The 13,456-nt window shown below is 62.1% G+C and carries 10 protein-coding genes; 3 read left to right on the top strand and 7 right to left on the bottom strand.

Annotated elements, in window-relative coordinates:
* Positions 1–8: 8 nt before the first annotated feature.
* Genes dmpG through DFR31_RS10685 form a run of 3 tightly spaced genes read left to right on the top strand, consistent with a single transcriptional unit; the run spans position 9 to position 3,348 of the window.
* Complete coding sequence (dmpG, locus tag DFR31_RS10695; protein WP_121442676.1) at positions 9–1,037, top strand: 4-hydroxy-2-oxovalerate aldolase; 1,029 nt, start codon at positions 9–11, stop codon at positions 1,035–1,037.
* 58 nt (positions 1,038–1,095) lie between these two features.
* Positions 1,096–1,704, top strand: coding sequence for an FMN-dependent NADH-azoreductase (locus DFR31_RS10690; protein WP_170153664.1), 609 nt, complete (start codon positions 1,096–1,098; stop codon positions 1,702–1,704).
* 48 nt (positions 1,705–1,752) lie between these two features.
* Complete coding sequence (locus DFR31_RS10685; protein ID WP_121442674.1) at positions 1,753–3,348, top strand: methyl-accepting chemotaxis protein; 1,596 nt, start codon at positions 1,753–1,755, stop codon at positions 3,346–3,348.
* 12 nt (positions 3,349–3,360) lie between these two features.
* Here the strand turns inward: DFR31_RS10685 and DFR31_RS10680 are convergent, their stop codons facing one another.
* From DFR31_RS10680 to DFR31_RS10650, 7 genes are all read right to left on the bottom strand, one after another.
* Complete coding sequence (locus DFR31_RS10680) at positions 3,361–5,361, bottom strand: methyl-accepting chemotaxis protein (protein ID WP_121442673.1); 2,001 nt, start codon at positions 5,359–5,361, stop codon at positions 3,361–3,363.
* 153 nt (positions 5,362–5,514) lie between these two features.
* Entirely contained in the window at positions 5,515–6,261 is a 747-nt protein-coding gene (locus tag DFR31_RS10675) for a glutathione peroxidase (RefSeq protein ID WP_121442672.1), read from the bottom strand.
* Positions 6,262–6,307: 46 nt separating this feature from the next.
* Complete coding sequence (locus DFR31_RS10670) at positions 6,308–6,709, bottom strand: nuclear transport factor 2 family protein (RefSeq protein WP_121442671.1); 402 nt, start codon at positions 6,707–6,709, stop codon at positions 6,308–6,310.
* 63 nt (positions 6,710–6,772) lie between these two features.
* On the bottom strand, positions 6,773–8,038 hold the full coding sequence (locus DFR31_RS10665; RefSeq protein ID WP_121442670.1) for a DUF1329 domain-containing protein: 1,266 nt from the start codon (positions 8,036–8,038) through the stop codon (positions 6,773–6,775).
* Between the two features lie 21 nt (positions 8,039–8,059).
* Positions 8,060–9,598, bottom strand: coding sequence for a DUF1302 family protein (locus DFR31_RS10660; protein ID WP_121442669.1), 1,539 nt, complete (start codon positions 9,596–9,598; stop codon positions 8,060–8,062).
* A 48-nt stretch (positions 9,599–9,646) separates the two neighbouring features.
* Complete coding sequence (locus DFR31_RS10655; protein WP_121442668.1) at positions 9,647–12,025, bottom strand: efflux RND transporter permease subunit; 2,379 nt, start codon at positions 12,023–12,025, stop codon at positions 9,647–9,649.
* Between the two features lie 6 nt (positions 12,026–12,031).
* A complete protein-coding gene (locus DFR31_RS10650) occupies positions 12,032–13,147 on the bottom strand; it encodes a WD40/YVTN/BNR-like repeat-containing protein (protein ID WP_121442667.1) in 1,116 nt (371 codons plus the stop codon).
* Positions 13,148–13,456 lie beyond the last annotated feature (309 nt).

Below are 13,456 nucleotides of genomic sequence, written 5' to 3'. Positions count from 1 at the left end.
AGCACACCATGACTGACAAGAAGGAAATCCTGGTCCACGACATGTCCCTGCGCGACGGCATGCACTCGGTCCGCCACCAGTTCTCGCTGGCGCAGATGATCGAGCTCTCCACCGCGCTAGATGAGGCCGGCGTACCGCTCATCGAGGTCACCCACGGCGATGGCCTGGGCGGGCACTCGGTGAACTACGGCTTTGCCGCGCATTCCGACAAGGCCTACCTGGAGGCGGTCATCCCGCGGATGAAGCAGGCCCGCGTTTCGGCCTTGTTGCTACCCGGGATCGGCACCGTGGACGATCTGCGTATGGCCGCCGACTGTGGCGTGCACTGCGTACGCGTGGCCACCCAATGCACCGAGGCCGACGTGTCGGAACAGCATATCGGCCTGTCCCGCAAACTGGGCCTGGATACTGTCGGCTTTCTGATGATGGCCCACATGCTGTCGGCCGAAGGCCTGCTGGAGCAGGCGCGGTTGATGGAGTCCTATGGTGCCAACTGCATCTACATGACGGATTCGGCGGGCTACATGCTACCGGAAGAGGTACGTGAAAAGGTCGCGACGCTGCGGGAAGGCCTCTCCCCGGAGACCGAGGTGGGCTTCCACGGGCACCACAACCTCGCCATGGGCGTGGCCAACTCCATCGCCGCGGTGGAGGCCGGTGCCCACCGGATAGACGGTTCGGTGGCCGGCTTCGGTGCCGGCGCCGGGAACACCCCGTTGGAGGTCTTCGTGGCCGTCTGCGAACGCATGGGCATTGTCACCGGCGTGGACCTGGGGCGGATCCAGGATGTGGCCGAGGACGTGGCGATCCCGATGATGGACGCCCCCACCCGAATCGACCGTGACTCCCTCACCCTCGGGTACGCCGGCGTCTATTCCTCGTTCCTGCTGCACGCCAAGCGTGCTGAGGCCAACCACGGCGTCCCGGCACGGGACATTCTCGTGGAGTTGGGCGCTCGGCGCACCGTCGGCGGCCAGGAGGACATGATCGAGGATGTCGCCCTGGAGATGAGCAAGGCCCGCACGGCGAACGCCTGACTGGATCCGATACGGCCCGGTGGTCACGCCGGGTCGCATCCCTAGGGGAGACGCAGAAGTGAAGACACTGTTACTCGTGCAATCCAGTGCCCGCAGCGAGGGCTCTCGCACCCGCGAGATGGCTGAGATACTGACCGCCCAATGGCGGGCTCGGGGCAGTCACTGCCAGATACAGGTCGTGGACCTGGCCGATGCACCCCCACCCCATGTGGACGCCGCGACCATTCGCCATTTCTTCGGACTTGCCGGACCGGACGAACCAACCACGGCCAGCCTGGAGTTGTCCGAAGCCTGGGTCGAGCAATTACTACAGGCGGATGCCCTCGCCTTTGCCGTGCCGATGTATAATTTTTCGCTGCCCTCGACCCTGAAGGCGTGGCTGGATCACGTCATTCGACCGCGGCGCACCTTCGTAAAGGTGGCCGACGGCCAGTTGGAAGGGCTCGCCGGTCCCAAACCGGCGCTGGTCATGAGTGCCAGTGGGGGCCTGTTCGCCGACACGTCACTGGACCACCTGCGTCCTTATCTCAAAACAGCATTGGGCTTTATCGGCATTGACTCCCCCCAATTTGTCGACTGGGAGGGTACTGCTCGCGCTGATGTAGACCCGGAAGTGAGACGTCGCCAGGTCGTTGCCCAATTGCACGACTGGGTCCAGGCGTGTTGAGACCGATTGCAAACAAGCCAGAGTGTGACCAGGGACAGCTACCAATAAATGCGTGACAACGGCCCAGTAACCCAGCGCCCGATCCACCTAAGCGACCAGGACCGTATTTTCTCCGTCACCACCCACAAGGGGGTGACCAATTACGCCAACGACGATTTCGTTCGCATTAGCCAGTTCACCCGGGAGGAACTGGAGGGCGAGGCGGCCAATCGCGTCCGTCACCCGGACATGCCCCGATCTGTCTTCCGCGAGGTCTGGCAAAAGCTGTCGGCCGGAGGCGCCTGGGTGGGCGTGGTGAAGAACCGCGCAAAGAACGGGGACCATTACTGGGTCAATGCCTACATGATGGCCGTCGAGGATGAAGACGGGCAGGTCACCGAATGCCAGTCGGTTCGCTTCAAACCGGACGCTGCAGCCATCGACCGGGCAGAGAGAGTCTACGCCCGGATGCGCTCTCAAGAGCGGAGCGGCAACGGCTTTGTCGACTACCGCAGCGCCGTCAGGTGCCGGTGGCCCCTCTCTCGACGGCTACCCTCTGTGCTGGGCCTTATCGCTGCGCCCACCCTCGCAGTGCTGCTCCACCTAGCGAACTGGCATCCTCTGGGCGTAGCGGTTGCTGGGCTTGCCGCTATCACGACGGTAGGAGCCAGCTATCTGGTTACACGCCCGGTGGACACCCTAGCCAGCCACGCCCGCCGCATCATTGACGACCCCGTCCAGGAATACATTGAGACGGGTCGCTGCGATGAAATAGGCGCTATCGACATGGCTATCCGGACACTGGAGAACGAACGTCGGGCCGTGGCCGAACGCTTGGCATCAGATACCCGCAGTATTCGCCAAGGCAGCACGCAAGCGAATGCGGCATTGGACCAGGCGAGCCAGATAGTCAATCGGCAAAGCGATGAGGTCACCCAGGTGGCCACGGCCATGAACCAAATGACCGTCAGTGCCCAAGAGATCGCCCGCCTGGCCGATGAGGCCCGCAGCACGGCTGCCCAAACCGACACCTCTGTCGCCGAAGGCAGCGAGCAAGTGGTTGCGGCCACCCAGGCACTCACCGAACTGACCGGGGCGATGGAAACAGTCGGCGAACAAGTGCGGGGCCTGCATGAGCAGTTCTCTGAGATCACTGAGGCCAGCCAACTGATCGAGAATATTGCCAAACAAACCCAACTCCTGGCACTGAACGCCTCGATTGAGGCGGCACGGGCCGGCGAACAGGGCAAGGGGTTCGCTGTGGTGGCCGAAGAAGTACAAGCCCTGGCCCAGCAGGTGAACCAATCGTCCCATCGGATCCGCGAACGGACGATCGAATTGGGCACCACCATAGACACCATGGCTCGGGAGATGGACCAGCGTCAGCGCAGCGCTCGGGCCCATGCCCAACAAGCAGAACGCGCCGCCGGGTCCATTGACAACATGCGTGCCGCTAGCGGCGCGATTGAGTCTATGAGCAACCAGGTTGCCAGTGCGGCGGAGGAGCAGACCCAGGTCGCTCAGGAAATCGATGCGACCTTGGTGCGGATCGCGGAAATGGCCCAGGACTCCAGCGACGCAGTGGAGACGTCGACGAGAGAGGCCGCACAGGTCGCGGAGAGAGCCGGCCAGGTCACGCGCATCGCGGCCCGCATGGCCGGGTAAGCCCAACCCTGCTCAGTATCGAAAGCGTGCAACCAATTCCCGCAATTCCAGGGCCAAATTGCCGAGGGCGCGGCTGCCCTCGGCCGTCTCCCGCGCCCCTTTGGCTGCCTCGTCCGCCAACCCGCCCAATCGAGCCGTGTTCCTAGCCAATTCCCCGGTGGTGGCCGACTGTTGCTCGGTGGCTGAGGCGACCTGCAGGTTCATCGCTTCAACTTCCTGCATCTGATCGGCAATGCGCTCCAGCGCGGACAGGCCCGGACGGGCTTCCGCCATGCATTGCTCTGATAGCGTCTTGCTGCCATTCATGGCGACCACCGCCTCCACAGTCTGCTCCTGGAGGCGCGCGATCATGGCGCCAATCTCCTCCGTCGCACATCGGGTGCGCCCCGCCAGTCCGCGGACCTCGTCCGCCACCACCGCGAAGCCCCGCCCGTGTTCGCCGGCCCGCGCCGCCTCAATGGAGGTATTCAGGGCAAGCAGATTGGTCTGCTCGGCAATGCCCTGAATCGCACCAATAATCGACTCGATCTCATGCCCCACGAGCTGCAACTGCTGCAGCTTTTCGGAGGTACCCTGAACCTCGCCCGCCTGCTGACCGATGGTGTTGACCATTTGCTGGATCACGCCCTGCCCGGCATCTACCTCCTGGCGCCCGGATCGGGTCAGCACAGTGCCCTCCTGGGCATTGCCGGCCACCTGTTGCACGGTGGTACTCAGCTGTTCCATGCCGGCCGCCAATGCCGCAACTTCAGTGCGCTGCTGTTCCACTCCACTGGAAGCAACAGTACTGGTCTCCTGCAGTCGGGTTGCCGTATCGGTCAGGGTTTCACAGTGCGCCGCCACTTGGGCGACCACGCCGCGCACTTGCTCCGCGAAGGCGTTGAAGGCCCGCCCGAGCCGGGCCAACTCGTCAGCACCCCTGACCTCCAGGCGTCGGGTCAAGTCCCCCTCGCCACCTGCCACATCCTCCATCGCCAGGGCTGCAGTCTCCAGGGGCCGACTGATCCCCCGGGCCAGCAGCAGGATGACAACCATCAAGCCGGCCAGACCGGACAGGCCAATCACGATCACTTGCCCCTCAATGGCAGTAACCGCTTCCAGAACCTCACTCATGGGCATCGCCATGGCAAACGACCACGCGCCCGATTCACCGCCTAAAGGGGCAGGCTCGAAGACGATCAACGCCTCCTCACCGAACAAGTCGTTATGCATCACGGTGACGTAGGACTCCCCGGCGGTGACCGCAGAGACGGCGGCGGGCAGTTCCTCTGCCATGAAGTCCCCTTCTGTATCTTCCATCAATTGGCCCAAGCGACTGACGTCGGGGTGCGCGATGATCGCGCCAGTCTGGCCAAAGAGCGCCGTCACACCGGCATTGTGCTGAACCCCCGTTACGCTCTCCTGCAGGCCATTCAAGCTCATCTCCACGGCGACCAAACCGGCATCGTGGTTCGCTGCATTGAGCGGGACCGCCAGCGTGACCACCCAGTGTTCATCCTGGCGCCCCGTGGCGGGATGAGGGTCGGTGACCACTGGTCTCGAACCCTGCACGAGGGACTGCTCCAGCGCTTGCTCCCGATCCCCCCAGGTAATGCCATCCAGGCGCTCCGGCGACGCGCCCACCTCAGCTCGTCGCCAGCCACTGGCGTCGCCCCCCCTGTCCACCCCGTCTGCGGCAGGCCAAGCGCTCCAGGCACGCAACAGATGAGGCCGCTGTGCAAGGTGGGCGCGCAACATGGCAGAAAGCGCGGCCTCGCGTTGCTCCACCGAAAGCATATCGTCAACCTGATCAATGGTGGCGATTGCTGTCAGGGCCTCCCATTCATCATGCAGCGTGCCCACGACGCGCTCACCCTCCAGAGCCGCCAGCGACTGCACCGAAGCGAGCGCCTCCTCCGTCACCGCTTCCTGTACGGCCTGGCGGACAAACAAGAGCACCAGGATGAGAATGGCCGTAACCACCGGGAGCAAGGTAAACAGGAGCTTCCGGTTCATGGGAAGGCGTGAAAGCATCAATCCACCCTCTCGGCGGGTATCGCCCGAAACCACTCGGTTGCTGGCCAGTGGAGTGAGTTCGCGGCTAGCTTTGTGGCTTGCGGGCCGGTACGAAAAGCGGGGGCGGACTGCGTGAGCCCGCCCCGTCAACACGTGGACCAGCGAGGTGTGTTAGGCCGCTTGGCGGCGCTGGGAGAGGAACTGCTCCAAGGCATCCGCCGAGCCAATGAGCCGGCCGTCCACGAACACCTGGGGCAGGCTGCCGGAGCCGGTGGCGGCGCGCACCGAACGGGTGGTGACCCCGTCACCTAGGGTAATCTGCTCGTAAGCCATCTGATGGCTCTCCAACAACGACTTGGCCCGGGCACAGTGGGGGCAGCCGGCCTTGGCAAACAGGGTGACGAACTCCGGATGCGGTGCCTCCGGGTTGATATAGCGCAGCATGGTATCGGCATCGGAGACCTCGAAGGGGTCACCGGGCTTCTCCGGCTCGATGAACATCTTGTCGATGACACCGTCCTTGACGAGCATGGAGTAGCGCCAGGAGCGCTTGCCGAACCCAAGGTCGGTCTTGTCCACCAGCATACCCATGCCTTCGGTGAACTCGCCGTTCCCGTCGGGAATCAGGGTGATGTTCTCGGCGTGCTGATCCCGCGCCCACTCGTTCATCACGAAGGCGTCGTTGACAGACAGGCAGACAATCTCGTCCACACCGTTCTCGAAAAACACAGGCGCCAGCTCATTGAAGCGCGGCAAATGGGTGGACGAGCAGGTCGGGGTAAACGCGCCGGGCAGTGAGAAGACCGCCACGGTCCGGCCGTTGAAAACATCCCTGCTATCCACATCCGCCCAGTCACCATTTTTCCGGGTACGGAAGACGACCTCGGGTACACGCTGACCTTCACGATTTTGCAACATGGTATTCACCTCGATTTTCTATATGGAGTGATGAACTCACCTGCGCTTAGGCGTTCAACCCCATGGGATGGCTGCGAAAGACTTCGATCCGGCGGAACAGCTCACTGTGTGAATCGAGAAACCAGAAATTGCATGCATTGCTCCGCGTCTCACGCCCTTCACGATCCACCAGCCGCACCTGATAAAGGCTGGCAATTGACCGGCCCACCGGATCCACAGTGCTACGGAAGTTGTTGTGTTCGACTTCTAAAAAGTTGTTGAAGATCTCCTCAAAAAGGGCCCGGACCTGGGTATCCCGCCCCTGCAGTATCTGCCCGTCGTTATGCAGAATGAGTTCCACCTCCGGATGCAGACACCTCAGGGTGCCATCCAGATCCTTCCGGTCGCAGGCGCCGAAATAACGAACAATGGCATTGGCTTCGTATTCCTCACGGCTAATTGGGCTCATTGCTTCTCCATCGTCAGCAATCGCCCTCCGGCCCTACCCGCTGACCGGAGGGCTGCGCCCTTATCAGCGCGCTACCGAACGCAGCGTGGATACGCCGATGTCATCCTCCGAGAACCCCGGGGTGTTGGTGCTCCATTCCGCATGGTCCGGAATGAAGATAGTGGCCCGATTGCGTAGGAAATCGATCACTACCCCGGCGTTGGTCCGGATATCACGGAAGCCATCCTCGCCCTCTCCGGGCGTGGAGTTGAACTGCAAGAACTTCCAGAAATCACCTGCCTGGTTGTAGGCCTCGCCGTAGTGCAAGCGCGGATACTGGGTATCCATGTACACCACCTTCTTGCTATAGGGGTGCTCACTCGGCGGGACGGCCTCGATCACCCACACTTCGCGCGGCTCGTAACGATCGAAGTTCACATTCCAGTAGGGGGACTGAGAGAGATCGAACAGCGGGTATTGATCATCCACATCGCTTGCACCGCTGTTGACGTTTTCCTCCCGGCCGTTGGCTGCAGCCAGCACCCAACGCCGCTCCACCAACCGGTACTCGTCATACCAGGATGGTTGCGCGTTGAAGATCTCGATATCGTCTTGGAGCTGGTCGGTGCTGCCCACCGGGTCCATCCAGGCCCCACCCGACAGGCGGCGGACACGACGCACTGCGGGGATATAGGCCCAGACATCCTCCATGGCATCAGAGTCGTACCGGATGCTGAGCGTACCCAAGCCCCGTACGTCGCGCGGCTCAGTGGCCACGAATAGGGTGCGGCTCAGTTCGCTGCCGTCACCAGCGACCGGGTCATCGGCCGCCAGCCGCCCCTTCATGGTGTAGCGCAGGAACCACCAATTCTGGATGCGGTCCACACCGCTGTCACCGTCCACCATCATGTAGGTGACGTTGGGCACGTTCATGACGTCGCCACGGGGCTGACCGTAGTACCAGTTCCAGATCAGCTTTTCGGCGATGTGCGGATCATCCTCGCTGATCTCGGGAAACGGCATCCCGGCCTTCCAGCCCTCCACCTGGCGGGAATCCGGGTTGAAGCTCACAGTGTCTCGATTCGCTTCGGTAGCCTCCTGATAACTGGGATCCAGCTCGATCTCCTGGGAGTGATACATCGGCATTTCAAACCCGGACTCGCGGATGCGCCACTCCAGCCGCTCCGTCAGCAGGTCCTTCACCTTGTGGCCTTGGAAGGTTTGGTCGTAGAGTTCGTCGATATTCTCGGCCGACAGGACCGTGCCCTCAGGGATCTCTGCCCAGGCCCATCCCGGCAGGGCCATCAGGCCCGCCAACAGCGCCGAATAACTCGCATTTCTTAATTTCATATCGTCATCCTCCAACCCAAATCAGAACTGGTAGCGCGCGCGCGCAAATAGCTGATTGTTATCCTCGAAATAACCAAACAACGAACGACTACCAACGTCGTCGCCACCCCAGAAGAGATCCGCCTCAAGCTTGAAGCGCAGGCTGTCGCCGTATTCAAAGGCAATGCTGGGCACGGCAAACCCACCGCCATAGCTGGTATCAAAGCCGAGTACCAACTCCGGATTCACCCGCCCATTCAGGTAACTCAGCCCCAGGATGCTGGTCACCAAGGTGGAGTGCTCGCGGCTTTGCTGCCCAAAGCCCACCAGCTCCACCAACTCGTCGTCGCTGTCGAAGCTGGTGATCCAGGTATCGAAGACCTGTACTGAGAAAAAGGCGGGGCGATCTGCGTTGAATAGCCGGCCCAGGCCGCGCAGGTCCTTGTCCATACGAACCATGGTCCGGACCACGTCCTTGGTCTCGATGCCCTCGAAGCCGGCCAGGCCTAACGCTGCTGCAGCCTCGTTTTCCGCAGAGGCGTTCTCCACGGAGCCGAAGTTGTAGGGCTGATCCTTGATGTAGGCGACCTCTGTACTCCAGATGAAATCACCCCATCCGGCATAGCCATTGGCCGTGGCACCAAAGACATCCACCGTGGGATGGATGGTCTCGCCCCAAGGGCCGCGGGTATCGTCGCTTCGGTAGGGGTTCCAGGCGGGGCTTACCACCGGATCCGCAGCAAAAGTGTGCAGGTAAGCGAGTGAATACCCGATGCCGCCCGCGAAACCTTCCCAGCGAAGCCCGCCGGTGACGTCCTGGTAGTCACCCTGATCATGCTCGTAGTTGTAAGGAACCAAGGTGGTCAGATCGACGCCTTTGTTGGGCGTGTTGGCCCAACGCCCACCCTCCAGGTCGTAGCTGTTACCGATGTCGGTGCGCCGATCCAGGCCCGGCCGGACCAAGACCTGCAACGACCCGTCAAGCGACGGGAAGTGCTGGGTGACATTGGCCATGATGACGGGCTTGCGAAGCTCCTCGTTGGCCGGCTCCAGGAAACTGCGCCAGCGGAAGTCGAACCCGTGCACCAGATCCGTGCCCTGGAAGAAATCGGTCTCGCCCCAAGCCACCTGCTGCTTGCCCAGCCGCACATCCGTGTTGCGGGTGGGGTAGAGATCAACGTAGGCCTCGCGCAATTCGGTCTCGTTGTAATACTCGCGCAGGCTATCCTCATCGCCCGCGTTCGCCCCTGCATCTTCCAGCCGCCGCATGTATCGGGTGCTAGCCTCGCGCACCACCCGTGACTTGGTCACGAATTTTGCCCAATCCGTCTCGGCGTCGATGTCTAGATGCAGTGTGGTCCGCACCATGGAGAGCCGGTTGCGGTGGTTACCCTCCAGCGCCGAATTGGAGGACGCCGGGTTGTCCAGGTTCATGGAGATGTCCTGGGTAATGGCACCGCTGATACTTGCATCCAGGTCCAGGGCCTGCGCGGCGCCGGAGGCCGTCAATAGGGCTAAGGCGCTGACGCCCAGTACCGACGATCGGCACCTGCCCCCCTGTTTGAACACGCAATGGGTCATGGTTGTTGTCTCCTCTTAGACCTCTTTGGCAAAGGACACCGGCACCGCTCAGCCCTCATTCGGGACCAGGCGATCACCGGTTGTAGCGGCCTCTGGGCGAGGCTCTGGTTGGAAGTCCCGGTAGATGAACCGGGGTTTGAACACGTAGGCCAGCGACGGCATGACGAACAGCGCTGTCACGGCAGACACTGTCAGCCACAGCCCCATCAGCAGCCCCATCTCGGCCTGGAAGCGCAGCGATGAGGCCCACCAGAGCAGGGTGCTAGCGATGAGCACGGCTGCTGTGACCAGCACTGCCCGGCCAGCGGAATGCAGGGCCATGCGATAGGCCTGCAGTTCGTCGCCCCCCCGGCGCAGCTCCTCGCGGATGCGGTCACAGATGTAGAGGGCGTAATCGACGCCCAGGCCAATACCCAGCGCGGCCACCGGCACCGTGTTGATGTTCATGCCGATCCCCTGCCAGGCCATGAAGCTGAAGGTCAGGGTGTTGGACATGATCACCGGTACCATGAAGAACATGCCGGCCATGCTGGAGCGGTATACCAGCGTGCACATCACCACCAGCACCAGCAGTGCCAAGGCGATGGACTGGATCTGCCCGGCCAGGATCACCTCGTTGACGGCCCCCAACAAACCGATCAGGCCTCCAGCAAGCAGATACTCGCCCCCCTCCAGCGGATTGTTATCGATGTACTCATTCAGCCGGGCCAGGGCGGTCCGGATGGTCTCCCCCTGGCGGTCTTGGAAGAACAGGGTGATACCGGCATGCTGCTTATCGGAGTCGACGAACTGGTCGAGGTCCCCCGGTTCGGAGACCGACTCGAAGATGTACATCAGTTCGCCGGTCATCAGCGCATCGTTGGGCAGCTCCTGATAATGGGGATTACCCTCACGCAACACCCGATGAACGGTCGGCAGGATGTCGGCCACGGAGAGCGTGCCACCGACCTGGGGTTGTGCTTCCATGAAACGCTGCAAGCGGTTCATGTTGGCCAACACCTCCGGGCGTTGCACGAAGCCCTCCTCCTCGCCACTGGCCACAATGAACATGCGGTCGGCGCCGTGGTAGTTGGCATTGACCGCCGCCGAGTCCTGGTTATAGGTGCTGTCCGGCCACAGGATGGGCGAGCCGGGGTTGGCATCCCCGACCTGCAGGCCGAAGGCGAAGTAGCCGGAACCGACCAGCACCACCAGGGCGGTCACCAGCGCAGGCACCCGAGCACGGCTGGCCACAGTCCGCAGGGCCAGATTCAGCACCGGGCGCAGCGGGTCCAGGCGGCGTCGCGTCTGTACCCGAGCCTGGTTCACCCAGGAGAGCAGCACTGGGGTGAGAATGATGGCGCTGACTGCGACCGTGGATATCCAGGTGATGGCCATGAACGCCAGCTTCTGGAGCAGCGGAATGGGGCTAAGGGCCACCACCGCGACGCAACCGGCGTCCGTGGCGATACCCAGCAGCCCGGGCCGGAACAACTCCCGCAGTGTGTTACTGGCCGCCCGGCGCGAAGCGCCCTCCACGTCGCCAAGACAGCTTAGTTCCTCCTCGAACCGGGTGACGATCTGTACCGAGTGGGAAACCGCGCGGGAGGTGATTAGCACCGCAACCACCACCACCAAGGGATCGAAGTGGATGCCCAGTAGGCTGGCGGTACCCAATGCCCAGCTGCCGCTGGCAAAACCGGATACCAGGGGCAGCAACGTCCCCCGCCAGGTGCGGACCAAGGCGAACAGCACAACCGCCATGACCAACAAAGCCAACAGCGCCAACTGCAGCGTCTCTGTGAGGTAGTGGTTCACCCAGCCGTAGAGGATCGGGTCGCCCACCAGGCGCACGTTGACCGAGGCGTCGTCCACATCGTCGATCAACGCCCGAATCTCGTTGAACACCACCTCGTAGTCGACGAGATGATCAATAAAATCAGCGGTGACCAGCGTGGAGTGCAGGTCCTCAGAGACGTAAGTGCCCATCACCACCGGGTTGGTCACCACGGATTCACGCAGTTGATCCAACTCCGCTTGCGTGGTCGGCACCTCCGGCCACATCAATGACCGGGTGTCTATCCCGGCGGTGGACCCAGTGACCTCTTTGAGCTTGCGGGCGGCCAGGGAGACAATCTGATAGTCGTCCACCGCCGGTACCGTACGCAGCTCTCGTGTCAGGTACTGGACTTTGCGCAGCACCTCGGTCTGGAAGATATCTCCCTCCACCGGCTCGATCATGATCGTGACCATGTTCGAGCTGCCGAAGGCATCCTTGAACTGCTCGTGTGTCTCTACATAGGGGTGTGATTGGGGGAGCAGGTCCTCAAAGACCGTCTCCACGTTGATGTTCAGGGCATTCCAGGCATGGAACAGCGTGATGAAGGCCAACAGGCCAACCAGCCAGGCTCGGAATCGAATGCACAGGTCCGCGAATCGTTGCACCATGACGCCTTACTCCCCGTTGGACGTGAATTGCCGCCAGGCGCCTGCTGGGCCTTCCCAGACCCCGACCTGAGCCCCGACCATCAGCGCACCGCCATCCACGGGCTGCACGTCCATCAACCAAGGCATGCTGTTCTGGCTGATGCGACCGCTCTCCCACTCACCATCGATCTGTCCTACCACCCAAGTGCCCTGGTCGCCCACGGCTAGCCAGCGCTGGGAATCGGCATCCCAAACCACATCGAACAGGTGAAACTCAGTGGGGCTATTGACCTGGGCCCAGGTCTCGCCATGATCGGTGGTGGTCAAAATCACGCCTTCCAAGCCGACCGCCACGCCCTGGCCCTCCTCCGCAAAGGCCACCGACGTCAAGCTGCTTTCGACCTTTGGAGTCAGCGTTTCCCAGGTTTGGCCGCCATCGATGGAACGCCGCATCTCGCCGAACTCACCCACCAGCATCGACACGCCGGTGCCGTTAAAGCTGATGTCGGCCCAGGCCAGGTCCTTCTCGGGCATGGCGCGGGCCCAGGAGGCGCCCCCGTCCTGCGTATGCAACAGCGCCCCCATCTCGCCCACAGCCCAGGCCTCTGCCTCACCCACGGTGCGCACCCGCAGCAGCTTGTTGGCAATCTCGGAGCGGGGGGCATCACCCAGATGCCAACTCGCGCCACCATCCTGGGTGTAGAGGGCGACACCGTCATTCCCGACGGCGACTGCCCGGTCCTCCGACCAGGCCGCAACGTGCTGGAGATGCTCCTGCGTGGCAGCGTCCTGTCGGGTCCAGGTGGCCAACCCGTCTTCGGAGCGCAGGATCTTGCCGTCGCTGCCCACCATCCAAGCCACGTCAGCAGTGGGTAGCGTTGCGCCGAAGAAGGCGTCTCGCTCCTCGATCAGCGGCGGCTGCACCGTGGAGCCCAACGGTTGCGGGCGCACGAAGATGGCAGCCCAAAGCAACCCGGCAATGAACAACCACGGAGCCACCGCCAGCACACCCCGCCCTAGCGCACCGGCAACGCGGACCACACCGGACCGTTCCGACTGTTCTTGAGCCGGCGCTGTCTCTGTGGTCAGCGCGTCCGGGGCGCCATCCCGGAAGAACGCTGTCAAAAAGAACTCGAACCGCATCGTCTCACTCCTCGTTTGCAACGCTGCGGCCGACCGTTGGCAGCAGCGTCAAACGAAAGATGGACAATTTTCAATTGAAAGTCAATTGGTGATTAGTTGGCTTCGAAGCGATAAGCTATTCGATATCATCCGATCGCGCCGGAGACGTGGGCCGCGAGAGAAGTACAAAGCACTCACAGCCAGCGGCAGAGTTGTGAAGAACAGGCAAGACAAAAATCAAAAATTTTCATAAAAAACAATATTTTAAAATATTCAATCCAGTATCCATCAAGGTTCATGTCTGTTAGAATTACGCTGTACAAGCCTTTG

This window comes from Alkalispirillum mobile, assembly GCF_003664325.1.
Taxonomy (GTDB): Bacteria; Pseudomonadota; Gammaproteobacteria; order Nitrococcales; family Halorhodospiraceae; genus Alkalilimnicola; species Alkalilimnicola mobilis.
The sequence above is the reverse complement of the archived record's forward strand: the minus strand, read 5'-3'. Positions and strand labels throughout refer to the sequence as shown.

What these genes read in the sequence shown, in the direction of transcription:
- dmpG (WP_121442676.1), top strand. Translation starts at nt 9, where the DNA reads ATGACTGACAAGAAGGAAATCCTGGTCCACGACATGTCCCTGCGCGAC.
- DFR31_RS10685 (WP_121442674.1), top strand. Translation starts at nt 1,753, where the DNA reads ATGCGTGACAACGGCCCAGTAACCCAGCGCCCGATCCACCTAAGCGAC.
- DFR31_RS10680 (WP_121442673.1), bottom strand. Translation starts at nt 5,361, where the DNA reads ATGCTTTCACGCCTTCCCATGAACCGGAAGCTCCTGTTTACCTTGCTC.
- DFR31_RS10675 (WP_121442672.1), bottom strand. Translation starts at nt 6,261, where the DNA reads ATGTTGCAAAATCGTGAAGGTCAGCGTGTACCCGAGGTCGTCTTCCGT.
- DFR31_RS10670 (WP_121442671.1), bottom strand. Translation starts at nt 6,709, where the DNA reads ATGAGCCCAATTAGCCGTGAGGAATACGAAGCCAATGCCATTGTTCGT.
- DFR31_RS10665 (WP_121442670.1), bottom strand. Translation starts at nt 8,038, where the DNA reads ATGAAATTAAGAAATGCGAGTTATTCGGCGCTGTTGGCGGGCCTGATG.
- DFR31_RS10660 (WP_121442669.1), bottom strand. Translation starts at nt 9,598, where the DNA reads ATGACCCATTGCGTGTTCAAACAGGGGGGCAGGTGCCGATCGTCGGTA.
- DFR31_RS10655 (WP_121442668.1), bottom strand. Translation starts at nt 12,025, where the DNA reads ATGGTGCAACGATTCGCGGACCTGTGCATTCGATTCCGAGCCTGGCTG.
- DFR31_RS10650 (WP_121442667.1), bottom strand. Translation starts at nt 13,147, where the DNA reads ATGCGGTTCGAGTTCTTTTTGACAGCGTTCTTCCGGGATGGCGCCCCG.